The 15,914-nt window shown below is 61.0% G+C and carries 14 protein-coding genes; 9 read left to right on the top strand and 5 right to left on the bottom strand.

The genetic code is table 11. The annotated features are described in order from the left end of the window. The 3 genes from ACEW8N_RS04395 to ACEW8N_RS04385 form a co-directional block, all read left to right on the top strand. Positions 1-655 (top strand): Hpt domain-containing protein (locus ACEW8N_RS04395; RefSeq protein ID WP_373498589.1); only part of this gene is annotated, 655 nt, incomplete at its 5' end. A 4-nt stretch (positions 656-659) separates the two neighbouring features. After that, entirely contained in the window at positions 660-1,751 is a 1,092-nt protein-coding gene (locus ACEW8N_RS04390) for a two-component system response regulator (protein ID WP_373498588.1), read from the top strand. Between the two features lie 40 nt (positions 1,752-1,791). Further along, the gene (locus ACEW8N_RS04385; protein ID WP_373498587.1) at positions 1,792-2,397 is read left to right on the top strand and encodes a class I SAM-dependent methyltransferase; all 606 of its coding nucleotides are present in this window, start codon (positions 1,792-1,794) and stop codon (positions 2,395-2,397) included. On the opposite strand, the gene ACEW8N_RS04380 is transcribed toward ACEW8N_RS04385, so the two are convergent. Together ACEW8N_RS04380 and ACEW8N_RS04375 are read right to left on the bottom strand one after the other, a co-directional pair. Then, positions 2,378-4,246: an HD domain-containing phosphohydrolase gene (locus tag ACEW8N_RS04380; protein WP_373498586.1), complete on the bottom strand. Its 1,869-nt coding sequence runs from the start codon at positions 4,244-4,246 to the stop codon at positions 2,378-2,380. The two genes, ACEW8N_RS04385 and ACEW8N_RS04380, sit on opposite strands and share 20 nt — an antisense overlap. Before the next feature lie 454 nt (positions 4,247-4,700). Next, complete coding sequence (locus ACEW8N_RS04375; protein WP_373498585.1) at positions 4,701-7,739, bottom strand: PEP/pyruvate-binding domain-containing protein; 3,039 nt, start codon at positions 7,737-7,739, stop codon at positions 4,701-4,703. Positions 7,740-8,200: 461 nt separating this feature from the next. Here ACEW8N_RS04375 and ACEW8N_RS04370 point away from each other — a divergent pair, with 461 nt between their 5' ends. From ACEW8N_RS04370 to ACEW8N_RS04355, 4 genes are all read left to right on the top strand, one after another. Next, positions 8,201-8,791 carry a ferrous iron transport protein A gene (locus tag ACEW8N_RS04370; protein ID WP_373498584.1) on the top strand — a complete coding sequence of 197 codons (591 nt, stop codon included), beginning with the start codon at positions 8,201-8,203 and terminating at the stop codon, positions 8,789-8,791. Next, a complete protein-coding gene (feoB, locus tag ACEW8N_RS04365) occupies positions 8,757-10,943 on the top strand; it encodes a ferrous iron transport protein B (protein ID WP_373498583.1) in 2,187 nt (728 codons plus the stop codon). The genes ACEW8N_RS04370 and feoB overlap by 35 nt, the downstream gene beginning before the upstream one ends. Before the next feature lie 161 nt (positions 10,944-11,104). Next, entirely contained in the window at positions 11,105-11,437 is a 333-nt protein-coding gene (locus ACEW8N_RS04360) for a c-type cytochrome (RefSeq protein ID WP_373498582.1), read from the top strand. A gap of 155 nt (positions 11,438-11,592) precedes the next feature. Continuing rightward, entirely contained in the window at positions 11,593-11,841 is a 249-nt protein-coding gene (locus ACEW8N_RS04355) for an AbrB/MazE/SpoVT family DNA-binding domain-containing protein (RefSeq protein ID WP_373498581.1), read from the top strand. 11 nt (positions 11,842-11,852) lie between these two features. On the opposite strand, the gene ACEW8N_RS04350 is transcribed toward ACEW8N_RS04355, so the two are convergent. Together ACEW8N_RS04350 and ACEW8N_RS04345 are read right to left on the bottom strand one after the other, a co-directional pair. After that, the gene (locus ACEW8N_RS04350; protein WP_373498580.1) at positions 11,853-12,284 is read right to left on the bottom strand and encodes a type II toxin-antitoxin system VapC family toxin; all 432 of its coding nucleotides are present in this window, start codon (positions 12,282-12,284) and stop codon (positions 11,853-11,855) included. Beyond that, a complete protein-coding gene (locus ACEW8N_RS04345; RefSeq protein ID WP_373498579.1) occupies positions 12,284-12,523 on the bottom strand; it encodes a type II toxin-antitoxin system Phd/YefM family antitoxin in 240 nt (79 codons plus the stop codon). Before ACEW8N_RS04345 ends, ACEW8N_RS04350 begins: the two co-directional genes overlap by 1 nt. A 149-nt stretch (positions 12,524-12,672) precedes the next feature. On the opposite strand from ACEW8N_RS04345, the gene ACEW8N_RS04340 reads away from it, so the two are divergent. Further along, on the top strand, positions 12,673-12,963 hold the full coding sequence (locus ACEW8N_RS04340; RefSeq protein ID WP_373498578.1) for an AbrB/MazE/SpoVT family DNA-binding domain-containing protein: 291 nt from the start codon (positions 12,673-12,675) through the stop codon (positions 12,961-12,963). A 383-nt stretch (positions 12,964-13,346) separates the two neighbouring features. Next, positions 13,347-13,895 carry a ferritin gene (locus ACEW8N_RS04335; RefSeq protein WP_373498577.1) on the top strand — a complete coding sequence of 183 codons (549 nt, stop codon included), beginning with the start codon at positions 13,347-13,349 and terminating at the stop codon, positions 13,893-13,895. 79 nt (positions 13,896-13,974) lie between these two features. On the opposite strand, the gene ACEW8N_RS04330 is transcribed toward ACEW8N_RS04335, so the two are convergent. Further along, a partial coding sequence (locus ACEW8N_RS04330; protein WP_373498576.1) for a cation-translocating P-type ATPase occupies positions 13,975-15,914 on the bottom strand: 1,940 nt, incomplete at its 5' end.

The following is a 15,914-nucleotide window of genomic DNA, read 5'->3' as shown; positions in this document are numbered from 1 at the left end:
CCATGCCCCTCCGGGGGATCCCGTCATCGAGGAGATGCCGGGGATCTCCGTGGCCGGGGGCCTTGCGCGGGTGGGCGGAAACGAAGCCCTCTACCGGAGCCTGCTGAAAAAGTTTTATCAGGAAAACAAGGCGATCGCCGCCCGGATCAAGGACGCCCTGAAGGATCGCGACCGTCAATCCGCCCGGCGGATGCTCCACACCCTGAAGGGCGTCGCCGGGAATATCGGGGCCGCGGCCCTGTATGAGGCGGGGGCCGCCCTGGAATCGGCGCTGGACGGCGCCGACCCGGCGGAGACCGCGGAGCGGCTCAGCCGATTCGAGTCGGCGCTGGGGACGGTGATCTGCACCCTCGAGACGGCGGCGGCTTTGACCGGCCCGGAAGGCGACGGCGCCCCCCCGGACGGCATGCCCCTGGCGGCGGGAGACATGGCCGCCCTCAGGGGGCTTTTATTGGAGATGCGGCCCCATCTTCTGAAGGGGAAACCCATCCCGCTCAAGCGCATCATGGCGGAAATCAACACCCGCACCTGGCCGGATGCGGTGAACTCCGGCGTTGCCACCATCGGCAGGCTGGTCGACAAGTACCGGTTCAGGGAGGCGGCGGCGGTCGTTGAAAGGCTGCTGGCATCGGCTGAGGCCGAATCATCGAGGTGAGCTTATGCATCAGATATCTTCAGGCACCGTATTGATCGTGGATGACACCGAAACCAACATCGATATCCTGGTGGAGGCCCTGGGAAACGATTTCGACCTCCGGGTGGCCATGGACGGTGAAACAGCCCTGGAAGCCGTCGCGGACGAACCGCCGGACCTGATCCTCCTGGATATCATGATGCCCGGGATGGACGGGTACGAGGTCTGCAGCCGCCTCAAGGCATCCCCCGGGACCCGGGACATCCCCATCGTGTTTCTCACCGCCATGTCCGAGGAGCAGGATGAGGCCCGGGGCCTTGCGCTGGGGGCCGTGGATTACATCACCAAGCCCTTCAGCCCGGCACTGGTCAAGGCGAGGGTCCGGAACCAGCTCGAACTCAAGCGCTACCGGGACCACCTGGAGGAGCTGGTGCGGGAGCGCACCCGCCAGCTGGTCCTGACCCAGGATGTGACCATCCAGAGCATGGGAACACTGGCGGAATACCGGGACCCGGAAACCGGGGGCCACATCCGGCGCACCCAGCACTATGTCCGGCTCCTGGCCCTGCACCTGAAAGACCACCCCAAGTTCCGGGACCAGCTGGACGACACCGCCATCGACCTGCTGGTCAAGTCCGCGCCCCTCCACGACATCGGCAAGGTCGGGGTCCGGGACAACATCCTCCTGAAAGCCGGGGCGCTGACCCCGCAGGAATTCGAGGAGATGAAGCGCCACACCATCTATGGCCGGGACGCCCTTCTGGTTTCCGAAAGGATGCTGGGCGAAGATTCCTTCCTGTCCGTGGCCCGTGAAATCGCCTATACCCACCAGGAGAAATGGGACGGCACCGGATATCCCCGGGGCCTGAAAGGGGAGGAGATCCCGCTGTTCGGCCGCATGATGGCCGTGGCCGACGTCTACGACGCCCTCATCAGCAAGCGGGTCTACAAGCCGCCCTACCCCCATGAAACGGCTTTGGCGATAATCCGGGAGGGCCGGGGAAGCCACTTCGATCCGGATATCGTGGACGCGTTCCTGGAGTTGTCGGATGAGTTCAGGAAGATCGCCCTCGAACATGCCGATTTCGCGGAGGAGCGGGAGCTTCTGGCACGCTGAACCGGATGCAACGAGACGCCAACCGAAGGAGTTGCCTCTCATGATCGATCATTTCGGCTTTGCGGCGCCGGTCTACGACCGGATTTTAGGCCGCCCGAATACCCCCCGCCTCGCCAGGCTCCTGCGGCTGCCCGAAAACGCGCGGCTTCTGGATGCAGGCGGCGGCACCGGACGGGTTTCCGCTCACCTCCGGGACCGGGTGGACCGCCTGGTGGTCAGCGACCTCTCCCGGCCCATGCTGCTCCGGGCGGCCCGGAAGGGGCTGATGGCCGTGTCTGCGACGGCCGAGTGCCTGCCGTTTCCCGATGCCTCCTTCGACCGGGTCCTCGTCATCGACGCCCTCCATCATTTCCGCTGCCAGCGGGAGGCCGTGGGGGAGTTCGCGCGCATCCTGAAGCCCGGAGGCCGGCTATTAATCGAGGAGCCGGACCTGCGGCGCATGGCGGTGCGCGCCGTGGCCCTGGCCGAGAGCCTCCTCCGGATGGAAAGCCGGTTTCATCCCCCGGAGGCCATCGTCCTGATGATGCAGGGCCACGGCATGGCCGCCCGCGTCGCCGAGACGGACCGGTTCCGGGCGTGGATCATCGGGGATAAGCCGTTCGGCACCTGTTACGCGCGGATGACGATCAGGTTTGGCAGATCCTGAAGGGGACCACGTTGTCGGGGACCCCTTCCAGTCCGCGGTCGCCGATCGAGGCATCGAATATCTCCATAAATGCCCCGACGACGACGCTGTCGAACTGGGTCCCCCGGTGCCTGAGCAGCTCCTGCCGGATGGACTCCGGCGTGAGGGGCTTGCGGTAGGGACGCCGTGAATTCATGGCGTCGAAGGCGTCCGCCACGATGATGATTTTTTCGGACAGCGTGAGCTGGTCCCCGGTCAGGCCGTCCGGATACCCGCGGCCGTCTTCCCGTTCGTGGTGATGCCGGACGATGGCCCGCTCTTCCCTCAGGCTTGCGGTCGGCTTCAGGATCTCATCCCCGAAACCCGGATGTTTTCGGATGAGCCGGAACTCATTTTCATCGAGCTTCCCGGACTTGTTGAGAATGGTCTCGATCACCCCGATTTTTCCGATGTCGTGAAGCAGGGCCGCATTCTGGAGCACCCGAAGGGCCTTTTCCTCGAGGGCCATGGTTCTGCCGATGTCCACGCAGACCCTGGCGACCCGCTCGGAGTGGCCGTAGGTGTATTCGTCTTTCAGTTCCAGGGACTTGGCCAGTGACCGGATGGAGCTGAAATAGGCTTTATCGAGCTCCAGAAAGAGTTTTTTGTTGTCCAGGGCGATGGCCGCATGGCTGGTCAATACGGAAATGATCTGCCTTTCGGAGTCGCTGAGCTTTCCGGACCGTTTCCGCCGGATCAGGTTGATAAACCCCTTGACGTTGTCGGATTGACGAAGGGGCACCGATATGAGTTCATGACCCGGGATAACATCCATGTCGATGGAGCAGTACTTCAAGCCCTCCTGGAGGGGCTCGAAATTCAGGCTGCATGAATGGACCCGCGTATACGACTGGAAGGGATCCTGAAGAAGAAGGGTCTGCCGCTCCTCCAGGGCCGCTCTGGCGATATGGAGAATCGGATCGTGCCCGTTCCGGCTTTTCTGGGCGACCGTCCTGAGCTGGCGGTCATCGTCCACCACCGTGAGAAATCCCGCCGACGACCCGGTGGCCTCCATGGCCGAATCGATGATGAGCTGGTAGGGATATTGGTTGTCCTGGAGGGAATTGATGGCCTGGCTTGCGATGAAAAGCCCCTGCAGACGCTGGTTGTGGAGGGTGAGCGCCGAGTTGGAATCCTTGAGCAGCGCGATATTCTCCTTGAGGGCCTTCTGCATGTATGAGAACCGGTTTCCGAGGAAGCCGATCTCGTCGTTGGACCGGATCTCGATATCGCAGTCATAGTCCCCGCCGGTGATGGCTTCGACGCTCTTGACGAGTGCGCCCACCGGCCGGGAGATCCGTCTTGCCAGAAAGATCGACAGCACGCCGCTGACAAGGAGGATCAGCGCCCCCAGCGTCAGGAGCGTGATCCGGGTCTTGTGGACGGCATCCCGGATGTATTTCATGGACATGCCGATTCGGACCGTCGCCCACTTTTTATCCTTGAGGTAAACCGGAGTGGTGATATCGCAAATCCTGTCGGCGAAATCTTCAAAGCGCAGGTACTGAACGAGTTCGTCCGCAGCGGAAAGCGCCGCTGTGTTGACGTCCTCCCGGAAAATCAGCTTCTTGTAGACCTCGGCCCCCCCAAAGGCGGCGACCTCACCGTCAAAAAACTGGACGGCCGCATACTCCAGATCGTTCTCCTCCGTGACCTTGGCAACGGCCTGTTCGATGCTGACATAATTGAACGTGGCGATATAGTTGGCATTCAATGCCGCCAGATTCTGTCCGATGGCATATCCGCGCTTCAGGAATTCCGTCAGGATCGATTCCCGCATCTGCTTTTCGACAACCAGAATCGTCGTGACCATGATCAGGCATTCCAGCACGACAACCCCCAAAAGAAACTTGCTGTGAAGTCTGAATCTGATCCCTTTTGGATGTTCCGGTCCCGTCGAATTCACTGAGTCGCCCCATTTGGTTGCCATTGGTGATGAATGTTGACCACCGTAGTTGAATGCAATAAAAATACCAGCACAATCATCGGCACAGAGATCCCTTTCCCTTCGGGGGCAGGCGATGATTTGTGAACCAAAATCATTGAATTGCCCCGGGGATGGGAAGCCGGCCGGTTTCGACGGCGAAGGGGCGGCCGGCACGCCAAATTTCAAATTTTGCAACAAATTAACAAAATTTGATACACCCAGAAAGCTGAGTCCCGGACGGTTTCGTAAAAAGGCCGAGATCAAGGCTTGCGAATCCCGAGGAATGAGGAGTACTTCCAGTACGCCGCAATGACGAGGGATGAAGCGTAACGCAGATATCGGTCTTTTTACGAAACCGTCATACCTCCATGAGGATGCATCGTGACCGCTTCCCGTCGTTCTTGAGCAGAAAAGGTTCTTGGAGGCGGATATGCCGCAAAAAACGGGTTTCCGTCACCCGGGCTTTGCCCTTGAGGCGGCCGAGATCCAGAAAGTCGTCGTTCCCGGGTTCGAGGGTGATGTAATGGATGCCCCGGGAGGTGATCTTCTGGAAAAAGTGGGACCCGTAAGACGGGTCGGCGTTGACCCGGCCGTCCCGCATTTCGATCATGGCCCCCACCCCGGAGATCTCCCGCCACCCGACCGGGATCCCCAGCCAGGGGTCCGCGGACCCCCACCGCCCTGGGCCGGCCAGGAGATACGGCCTCCCCTCGGCGGCCAGCACGGCATTGACCTCCCCGATCTCCCTGGCGATCTCCCGGGTGGCGGCGGGGTCGAAACCCTCCGGCTTGACGAAGACGATGTCGGCCATCCGGCGATTCCGGCCGTGGCCCATGGCATGGCTGGAACAGCAGAAGGCCGCGTCGATCTCGGCGCGGGTGATGGCCACGTCCTGGAACTCCTCGTTCGAGGACATGGGGCGAAGCTGGAGGAAAAAGAAGGTGTGCCGCCCGCTTTCCTCCAGGTGGACCGAGAATTCGATCTCCACGGGGCATCCCATGCCCTTCCGCGCCAGTTCGAGAAGATCGGCCAGCATCCCGGGCAGGGGAAAGACCCGGTGCTTGAGGACGGACGCGAAGGTCAGCACCTTGGGCCCGGGCGCGCCGGCGCTGTCGCGGATCCGATTCTCCCCGGGGACGTAGGTGCTGACGAGGCGCCTCACCGGAAACTCGTCCACGGCGTCATGGATCTCCCGCCGCTCCACGGTGGTTTCCCGGACGAGGTCCAGCGGCTCGGGAACGCTTCCGACCCGGAGGGCGTAAAAATAGCGCTGGGCATTGGCCAGAATATCCTCCACGGTCGAAAACTGGGGCAGGATCGCCGGGAACCGGGGGGAAAACCGCAGGGCCGCCTCGCCGTCCTCGATGATCATCCCCAGGCCCAGACCGATGCGGACGATGCCGTCCTCGGGCGTCATAGCGCCCACCGGATAGAAATTCCGGGACTGGGCCGTCCCTGAAATGGCCGGGTAGAAAAAATCCCCGTACCTGCCGCCCGCCAGTTCCTGGACGATGACGGCCATGCTGTCCTCCTGGAACTGCTTGGAAACCCCCCGGGCGAAGGCCAGGGGCCGTTCGAAAAAGGTGGAGGCATAGACCAGCCTAACGGCGGTCAGGAGGTGGGCCAGGCGGACGGCAAAATCGTCGTGGATGTTGGGAATCATGACGGTTTTGTAGAGGCCCGCGGAGGACTGCACCTGGGCGTCCTCCAGCAGCGAGGACGACCGGACCGAAAGGGGGCCCTTGACCTTCGCGAGAAAGGATGCAAGGTCCCCTGCAAGCTCCTCGGGAAACTCTCCCGCGAGAAACCGACTGCGGATCTCGTCATCCGCGCAGTTGCAGATCTTGGACGCATCGAGTTCGTTCCGGGCGACGAACGCCTCGAAGCCGTCGGTGGCGATCACCAGGGTCCGGGGGATGACGATATTGACGTCGGGATACCGCCGCCGGATCTCCGGGCTCCGGTGCAGCAGATTGTAGATGAACGCAAGCCCCCTCGCCTTTCCGCCCAGGGACCCCTTCCCGATCTTGACGAAGTCCATGATGTCGGGGTCGAACCGGCGCTCCGAGAACTGGATGACCATCCCCTTCTGCCGGCATTGGCGCAGCCGGTGGATATTGGAGATGATATACTGCCGCATCTCGTCGACGGTGGCGAATTCAGAGGCCCGGACCTTGCCGAACCTGGAGGCCAGGTGGATTTCGGACCGGGCCATCAGCCAGTTGGAGAAATGGTTGCGTTCGGCGTGATAGGCGATGGGCTCGTCGGGGACCCGGGCGAGCACCTGCTCCATCTCGCCCAGGGTGCCGGCCCGGCCGACCTCCGACCGGTCGGCCGTCATGAAAATCATGTCGCCGAACCCAAGATAGGTCCTGAAGAAATCCTCGATCTCCGCGTTGAGGTTGGGGGAGTTCTTGTCGATGAAGACCGCCTGAAGCGCTTCTGCCCTGGCCCGGTTCTCGGGCTCCGCGCTGAGCAGGAGCAGGGGAAGATAGGGCACCCGCTCCTTGATCTTCCTGAGCAGCATGAAACCGGCGTCCGGCGTGATCCGGCAGTCCATGGAAAACCGGGTGTCCGACATCACCCCGAACACATAGGGTTCGAATCGCTCGAAAAGCGCCATGGCCTCTTCATAGTTCTCGGCGACCAGGATCTTGGGGCGGGCGCGCATCTTGAGCAGCCGGTGCTCCTCGTTCAGGCTGTCCTCCAGGACCGAGAGGGTCTGGCGGACCACCACCTTGTAAATCAGCGGCAGGAAGAAGGACCGGTAGAGGGGGGAATCCTCCACCAGAATCAGGACGCGGACCATGGCGGAGCGGGTGTCGGCCTCCACGTTCAGGGAATCCTCCACCGACTTGACCAGCGCCAGGAGCAGGTCGGAATTCCCGGACCAGACGAACCGGTTGTCGATCATCCGGCAGGCTTCGGCGTCTTCCTCGATGTCCGTCGGGGAGTGGGCCAGAAGGATCACCGGCAGTTCGGGCCGGATTGCCCGGATTTTCCCCGCCAGGAGTTGGGTGTCCATGTCCTCCAGGTTGGGCATGATGATCACCAGGTCGAAGGCGGCGCGGTTCATGAGGGTCAGGGCCTCATCGGCCGAAAATGCCTTGGTGATACGCGGCGGACGGCTCAGGTTCAGGCCCCGGTATTCGTGGATGATCTTGGTCGCCAGGCTGCCGTCCTCCTCCATGATGAAGGCATCGTAGGGGGTCGAAACAAGAAGGATGTCGTTGACCTTGACGGACATCAGGTCATGGAAGACCTTGACGTTGGATTCATAATCATAATCATGTTCTTCGATCTGGAATTCCATCGGCACGACCTTTACCCGCAGCGGCCCGGGATGACACGGAAAGGGGCTGACGGCGGCAGCGCCGTCAGAATAGCGAAAATTCACCGCTATCGGCTGGTTCGAGTGCATCAACTTTGACGGTTTCGCAAAAAGGCCGATATCTGCGTTACGATTCATCCCCCGTCACTGCGGCGTACGATAAGTACGCCGCATTCCTCGGGATTCTCAAGCCTTGATCTCGACCTTTTTACAAAACCGTCTGAAAATCGACTTTTTGCGAATCCGTCAACTTTGAGCAGTAGAAAAAATGTTATCGTACTGCCGGTTTTCATTCAAGATATTTTTCGCCCGCCTGCACCGGGAAATATCTTGGATTTTTGCCGGGGTGCATTATCATAATATCAGATGCCGATATATGTTTGATGAGACAAAAATTATTTGACATTCCGCCTTTCTGGGAGTAATTATGGCATTCACCATGAATTGAAGGGGATAGACCTTCTCCGCAACCGCGGCCGCCGGCCGTACCCGCAATATTCCTTTTGGGATGAGAGGCAGTTAACAAGATGGTGCTAAGAGAGATCCTGAGCGGCGAGCGCGCCAAGCTCCTTGCCGTTGACGGGGGGTGCAACCTGCAATGCAGGCTGGCGGGTATGGGTCTGGTTCCGGGGATGGAGGTGAGGATGATCAGCAACATTCCGGGAAGACCTGTTATTTTAGAGACTTATGGCGCCCGCCTCACGCTCTGCCAGAAGATGGCCTCGCGCATCCGGGTGCTCAAAGCCGACGGCGCCGCGGCCGCGCACCTCGACCAGCAGACGGCCCGCCCGCCGCACCCCTGCCAGGCCCCATCCATCTCCGAGCCCGGTGTCCGGTGCCCCCGCAGGCTGTGCTGCCTGCGCCAGATGCAGGTCAACCAGACCGGGACGATCCGTTCGGTGAAAGCCGAGGGAGAGCTGGGCCGCCGCATCCGGGACATGGGGCTGATCCCCAACACGGAGGTCACGGTCGTCGGCCGGGCCCCCCTGAAAGACCCCGTCGCCCTTCGCCTGAGGGATTTCACCCTTTCCCTCCGAAACAACGAAGCCGATTTCATCACCGTTGAGATAGCCGGAGGCGGGTGTGACGAAGACGCTGAGCATTGCGCTTGCGGGTAACCCCAACGCCGGAAAGACCACCATGTTCAACGCCCTCACGGGCGCGCGGCAGAGCGTTGGAAACTACCCCGGCGTCACCGTGGAAAAACGCGAGGGATATCTTCAGGCCGACGGCCTGCGGCTTAACATCGTCGACCTCCCCGGCACCTATTCCCTGACCGCCTTCTCCCAGGAGGAGCTGGTCGCGAGGGACTATCTCGTCAACGAACGCCCGAAACTGGTGATCGACATCGTCGACGCCAATACCCTGGAGCGGAACCTCTACCTCGCCGTCCAGTTCATGGAGCTGGGCATCCCCATGGTCCTGGCCCTCAACATGATGGACGAGGTGCGCAAAAGCGGCAAGAAGATCGACACCGAAAAGCTCTCGCAGCTCCTGGGGATCCCCGTGGTGGAAACCGTGGCCCGAAGCGGCGAGGGGAAGCAGGTGCTGATCGAAACCGCCCTGGGCCAGATCCGCGAAACCGACGGCAAATGGAAACCCCTCGAGATCTCCTACGGACCCGATATCGACCCGGTCCTCCAGGAGATGACCGACCTCATCCAGCAGGCCGGCTTCCTGACAGACAGCTACCCCTCCCGGTGGCTCGCCCTCAAATACCTCGAAGGCGACGTCCAGATCAAGGCCCTGGGCGCCCGCGCGGGCGACATCGGCGAGACCCTGGAGCGCATGACCCGGCGGGTGGCCGAACACTGCCGGGCGACCCTCGACACCAGCCCCGAGGCCATCATCGCGGACTACCGCTACGGCTACATCGCCGCCGTCACCCGGCAGGGGGTCTTCATCCGGCGCGGCCACCAGGAACGGATCATATTGTCTGACAAGATCGACCGGGTTTTGACCCACCGCTTTATCGGCCCCCTGCTCATGATCAGCGTGCTCTACGGGATGTTCATCGTCACCTTCACCGTGGGTGCGGTCCCCATGGGGTGGCTCGAAGCCTTCTTCGCCTGGCTGGCGAACAGCGTGACCATGCTGACGCCGCCGGGGATCCTCCAGTCCATGCTCGTGGACGGCGTCATCGGCGGGGTCGGCGGCGTGCTGGGGTTCGTGCCGCTCATCATGGTGATGTTTATGGGCATCGCCTTCCTGGAGGATTCGGGATACATGGCCCGGATGGCCTACATGATGGACCGGGTGCTCCGGATCTTCGGCCTCCACGGATGCTCGGTCATGCCCTTCATCGTGGCCGGCGGCATCCCCGGCGGATGCGCGGTGCCCGGCGTCATGGGCGCCCGGACCCTGAGAAGCCCCAAGGAGAAGCTGGCCACCCTGCTCACGGCGCCCTTCATGCCGTGCGGCGCAAAGGTTCCGGTCTTCCTCCTCCTGGGCGGGGCCTTTTTCAAGGGATCCGCCGCCACGGTCCTCTTCTGGATCACCATCGGCTCCTGGGTGACCGCTCTCCTTGTTGCCTGGGTGCTGCGCAACACGGTGATCCGCGGGGAGGCCACCCCCTTTGTCATGGAGCTTCCCCCCTACCGACTGCCCACCCTCAAGGGGCTTCTCATCCATACCTGGGAGCGGGCGTGGCAGTATGCCAAGAAGGCCGGCACGGTCATCCTGGCCATCTCCATCCTCATCTGGGCGTTCATGACCTTCCCCGCACTTCCCCCGGAGGTTGTCCAAGGCTTCGAGATGGAGCGGGCCGCAATAGAGGCCGCAATGCCCGCAGCCCCCAGCGCGGAGGAAAGGCGGACAGCCGAAGCCGAACGACTCGCCATCGACAACCGGGAGGCCGAGGCCGGCCTGAGGCATTCCTATGCCGGCCGACTGGGAACGGCCCTGGAATCCGTCACCCGCCTGGCCGGCTTCGACTGGCGCACCAACATCGCCCTCCTGGGCGGGTTCGCGGCCAAGGAGGTGATCGTCTCGACCCTGGGCACGGCCTATGCCATGGGAGCCGTCGAGGCGGACGCGAGCGAAAGCCTCGGAAGCCGCCTCCAAAAGGACCCCCAATGGAACCGCCTCACCGCCCTTTCCGTCATCATCTTCGTCATGCTCTACGCCCCCTGCTTCGTCACCGTCGTGGCCATGGCCCGGGAGTCCTCCTGGGGGTGGGCCGTCTTCAGCATGACCTACACCACCCTGCTGGCCTTCGGCTTGTCGACGGCGGTCTACCAGGTCGGAAGCCGTTTCTTCCCGACCTGGTAGTGCGTGCGCCGGCGAAAATGATATGAAAGATCGGGGGAGTTGTGGTAAGGGAGGGCTGAAGGCCAGAGGCTATGGGCTAAAGGCCAAGGGCCAAGGGCCAGGGACCGGGAGGTTGAGCTCCTGGCAGCCGAAACACTGAAACACTAAGAAAGGGAATACGAATGAAAAAAATGGCGATACTGGTGATCCTGGGATGGATGGTATTTGGCGGACACGCTCTTGCGGCGGAGGGCGAGGAACTCTTCAAGGCGGAAGGATGCATGCGGTGCCACAAGGCCGAAGGCAATTCCAAGATCTACCCCAGCCTCCCCGAGATTGCCGGGGCCTATAAAGGCAAGGATGAACAGTTGCTGCACTACCTCAACGGGGAGACCGAGGCCATCATGCGCCCGGAATCGGCGGGCCTCATGAAACCCCACGTCGAAAAGACCAGGAAACTGAACGTGGTGGAGCGCAAGTCCGTGGCGGACTATATTATGACCTTTATCCAGTAGGACCCACCGCCCCAGTACAAGAACGCCGAAGCGACTCTCGCTCCGGCGTTTTTTATTCGGGAGCGGATCTCACCCCCATGCGTTGGGAATTCTTGACGCGCCGCCACAAATGCCTTACATAGAAGTAAGAATAAATATTCAGTAAGGAGAATTGCATGGCGGTAGCAACACTCACCACGAAGGGGCAAGTTACGATCCCCAAAGAAATAAGAGATTATTTACAATTACATACTGGGGATAAAATTGAAATCGTTGTCACCGAAAATCGAGAAGCCGTCATCCGGCCCATTTCCAAAAAAGTCGACGATGCTTTTGGAAAATTGTACAAAACTGAAAGAAAACCCGTATCCATTGAAGTGATGGATGAGGCGGTGCGAGAGAAAATGAAGGATCGATGGAAATGAAAGTGATGATTTCAGCGGGCGCGAGTCGGGTCGAAAGCCGGAATTTTACATTTTTTCGCGGCCGTTGCCAGGGATGCATCCAATGTGGCAAGGGGGAGACCCAGCCTCATGGCAAGGTCCAGATAGGATGCGTCATAGGTGGAAAGCGCGTGCTCCCGCGCGAGCGAAATGATCTCCTTGAGCATTCGCTCGGGGGTTTCCTGTTCCACTGTAATGGGCAGGTTGCCCAGAAGCGCCAGGAAGCGGACGACCGCGGCCTGGCTGAGTCGTTTTTTCCTTTCCGCCAAAAGCAGGACATTTCCCACTTCAAGAGGCCAGATGGCGGGCACGAAGACCTCCGCGAATTCCAGGTTTTCGAGGACGGCCTCAGCGTAGCTGCTTCCCTCATCCTCGAAGCACCACGACATGACGACGGAATTATCGGCCACAAACCCCGCGGGCATCAGCGCCTTCCTTCCTCGATCATGTCTCGGATGGACAGCCCTTCGAGACGATTTTCGCTTCGGAACCGTTTCAATTGATCGATGACGTCGCGCACGGGTGTTCTTTTCGCAGAATCGGCAGGCTGCAGCGTCGCTACGGGCACGCCGTGTTTTGTGATTGTTATTTTCTCACCCTTGGCGACACGTTCCAGAAGTTGGGGGAGATGTGTTTTCGCCTCGTAGGCGCCGATGGTTTCCATGAAATACCTCCAAAAAAAACTGATCTGAGACTAGTCTAATCCATCCCGGTGTAAAAAGCAAACTGATTTCTTTTCTACTGCTTTGATCCTTCTTGACACATCGCGCAACTCGCCTTTTGTATTATTAAAATTTTGGCATCAGGAAGGAAATGATTTCGGCAGTCGCTACGATCACCACAAAGGGGCAAGTCACCATCCCCAAAGAAATAAGAGAATATTTGCAATTGCATACGGGGGATAAAATTGAGATCGTTGCCACCGATAATCGGGAAGCCATCATCCGGCCCATTTCCAAAACGGTGGATGAGATTTTCGGGAAGTTGCACAAACCCGGAAAAAGACCCATATCTCCTGAAGCGATGGATGATGCCGTGCGAGAAAAAAATGAAAGATCGATGGAAATGAAAGGGGTGGATGCCAATATCCTGGTCCGCTTATGACCTTTCCGATCTTTTAATTGCGCATTCCGCAAAGATAAACGGCTGTGAAACCACGCTGACCTTCGATAAGAAAGGTTCACAATATGAACTCTTCGAACTCGCAACATGACAACAAAAGCCCCGTAGAGGTTACTCCCGCCGAACTCCTTGCAATCATCCATGAATTGGGGCTGAAAACACCCAGCGAATCAACTGAATGGGTAAGACAGGACCGGGATGACCAAAACCGTCTCCTTCCCGACAGTTTAGGGCGCCTCCCCGATTGACGGGTTGATATTTCAGGGATCGTACTAATTATTCTGAAGAAGCATCAGACCGATCTGAACAATCTCTCACCGGACGCCCTGGGTCGTCCGATTGCAACCCGAAAAGGAGACATTAATATGTTGAGTCCGAAAATGAACGATGCGTTGAACGAACAGATCAACCGGGAAATGTATTCCGCCTTCATCTATATGTCCATGTCCAACCGGTGCAACGAGCTGGGGCTCAAGGGGTTCACCAACTGGTTCATGGTGCAGTACCATGAAGAGATGTTTCATTCCATGCGGATCTACGAGTATGTCTGCCGCCAGGGCGGCAAGGTCACCCTGAAGGCCATCGCCCAGCCTCCGGCGGATTTCGCCTCCCCCCTCGACATGATGACCAAGACCCTGGAGCACGAGCGGTACATCACCCAATCCATCAACAACCTGATGGATCTGGCGATCTCCGAGAAGGACCACGCCACCCAGATCTTCCTCCAGTGGTACGTCACCGAGCAGGTGGAGGAGGAGGAGAACGACAACGAGATCATCGCCCAGTTGAAGCTCATCCAGGACAGCCCCCACGGCCTCATGATGATCGATCGGGACCTTGCCGGCCGGATGGCCACGGTGCCCACGGATTTCAGCAAGGGCGTCGAAGCGGCCGCGAAAGCGTCGGCGGGCTGAAGACCGAAGGCCAGAGGCTAAAGGCTAAAGGCTAAAGATGAATATGACGGCTTCACGGAGAGTGAGGCCGTTTTTTTTGCTACGATGAACCGCCCCGCTCGGGGTTGTGCCGGAAGGGCCGGAGCTTGAGGCTTTCCAAAACGATCGTGCAGAGGGCGCAGGCCGCGAGGCAGTAGCCGAGATCGTCCTTGGGCACGGGCTGAAACTGAAACAGACCCTGGAAAAAAGGGAGGATCATCACGAGCCCCAGCATGGCGACCGTGCATCCGCTGATCCACCACAGGGCCGCATTGGGGACCGATAGCGTCGCCGGGATGAAGCGGGTCGCGGACCGGTTGGTGAAGATGAGGGCCAGGTTGGAGAGAACCAGGGCCATGAAGGCCAGCGCCCGGGCGGCCGGGGCCCCGTGCTCTCCCATGGCCCACCAGTAGACGCCCGCCGCCGTCGCCAGGATCACGAGCCCCTGGATCAGGCTGAGGAAGACGGCCCGCCGTCCGAACAGGGGCTCCGACAGGTCCCTCGGGGGCCTTTCCATGCAGTCCGACTCGGCCGCCTCCGCCTCGAAGACCACCGAGCAGGCCGGGTCGATGATGAGCTCCAGAAACACGATGTGGACCGGGTACAGGGCCAGGGGCCACTCCAGCAGCACCGGCAGGAGGGACATGCCCGCGATGGGCACGTGGACGGAGAAGATGTAACGCATGGCCTTGTTGAGGTTGTCGAAGATCCGCCGCCCCATGCGGATCGCCTCGACGATGGAGCCGAAGTCATCGTCCAGGAGCACCAGGGAGGCCGATTCGCGGGCCACGTCGGTCCCCCGTCCCCCCATGGCGATGCCGATGTGGGCGGCTTTCAGGGCCGGGGCGTCGTTCACGCCGTCGCCGGTCATGGCCACCACCTCGCCGGCCGCCTTGAGGGCCGCCACCAGGCGCAGCTTCTGCTCCGGCACCATGCGGGCGAAAATATTGACGTGGCGGATGCGGAAGGTCAGTTCCTCATCGCTCATCTCCGTGAGCTCCGGGCCGGTGATGCAGTCGTCGGGGTTGTTGAGGCCGATGCTTCGGGCGATGTTCCGGGCCGTGCCCGGATAGTCCCCGGTGATCATGAGGGTCCGGATGCCGGCCGTGTAGCACTCCGCCACCGCCTCGGCCACGCCGGGCCGGACCGGGTCCACAAGCCCCAGGAGGCCGATGAACCGGAAGGAAAAGTCATGCTGCTCCCCGGGCAGCTCCGGCTTCCGGAACCGGGTTCCGGCCACGCCGATCACCCGGCGGCCGTTGTCGCTCAGGGTGTTGATGGCCTCCGTGAGGGCCGCCGTCTCTTTTTCGCTGAAATGGCAGAGATCGGCGATGGCCTCGGGCGCGCCCTTGGCCGCGATGATGAGGTCGTTCCCATCCGGCGACCGCCAGACCCGGGACATGGCCAGGAGGTCCTGGGACAGGGGGTATTCCCGCAGAAGCTCCCAGTCGTCGTGGAGGTGCTCGGTTCGCGCCAGGGTCGCCGTCCCCAGCTCCTTCATCGCCTTTTCCATGGGGTCGAAGGGGTCGGCGGGGCTGGCGAGAAGGGCGAACTCCACGACCTCGTGGAAGGCCTCGGGCAGGGAGTCGGCGCCGTCGTTCACCTTCATGAACCGCCCTTTGGCGTAGAGGTCGCTCACCGTCATCTGGTTTAAGGTAAGGGTGCCCGTCTTGTCCACGCACAGGACCGAGGCGGCCCCGATGGTTTCCACGGCGGCCATCCTCCGGGTCAGCACCCGGTGCCGGGAGATCCGCCAGGCCCCCAGGGCCAGGAAGATGGTCATCACCACGGGGAACTCCTCCGGGAGCATGGCCATGGCCAGGGAGAGGCCGGCCAGGAACCCATGAAGCCAGTCGTCCCGCGTCATGCCGTAGACGACGACCACCACCGCGCAGAGCACAAAGCCCGCGGCCGCCAGGCGGCGCACCAGCCGGCCGGTCTGCTGCTGGAGGGGCGTGTCCTCGGGGACCAGGGCCTGGAGGGCCCGGCCGATCTTGCCGA

Origin of the sequence: Desulfococcus sp. (assembly GCF_041737845.1) — a bacterium.
GTDB lineage: Bacteria > Desulfobacterota > Desulfobacteria > Desulfobacterales > Desulfococcaceae > Desulfococcus.
The sequence above is the reverse complement of the archived record's forward strand: the minus strand, read 5'-3'. Positions and strand labels throughout refer to the sequence as shown.

What these genes read in the sequence shown, in the direction of transcription:
- ACEW8N_RS04355 (WP_373498581.1), top strand. Translation starts at nt 11,593, where the DNA reads ATGGCGGTAGCAACACTCACCACGAAGGGGCAAGTTACGATCCCCAAA.
- ACEW8N_RS04385 (WP_373498587.1), top strand. Translation starts at nt 1,792, where the DNA reads ATGATCGATCATTTCGGCTTTGCGGCGCCGGTCTACGACCGGATTTTA.
- ACEW8N_RS04340 (WP_373498578.1), top strand. Translation starts at nt 12,673, where the DNA reads ATGATTTCGGCAGTCGCTACGATCACCACAAAGGGGCAAGTCACCATC.
- ACEW8N_RS04335 (WP_373498577.1), top strand. Translation starts at nt 13,347, where the DNA reads ATGTTGAGTCCGAAAATGAACGATGCGTTGAACGAACAGATCAACCGG.
- ACEW8N_RS04390 (WP_373498588.1), top strand. Translation starts at nt 660, where the DNA reads ATGCATCAGATATCTTCAGGCACCGTATTGATCGTGGATGACACCGAA.
- ACEW8N_RS04360 (WP_373498582.1), top strand. Translation starts at nt 11,105, where the DNA reads ATGAAAAAAATGGCGATACTGGTGATCCTGGGATGGATGGTATTTGGC.
- ACEW8N_RS04350 (WP_373498580.1), bottom strand. Translation starts at nt 12,284, where the DNA reads ATGCCCGCGGGGTTTGTGGCCGATAATTCCGTCGTCATGTCGTGGTGC.
- ACEW8N_RS04345 (WP_373498579.1), bottom strand. Translation starts at nt 12,523, where the DNA reads ATGGAAACCATCGGCGCCTACGAGGCGAAAACACATCTCCCCCAACTT.
- ACEW8N_RS04370 (WP_373498584.1), top strand. Translation starts at nt 8,201, where the DNA reads ATGGTGCTAAGAGAGATCCTGAGCGGCGAGCGCGCCAAGCTCCTTGCC.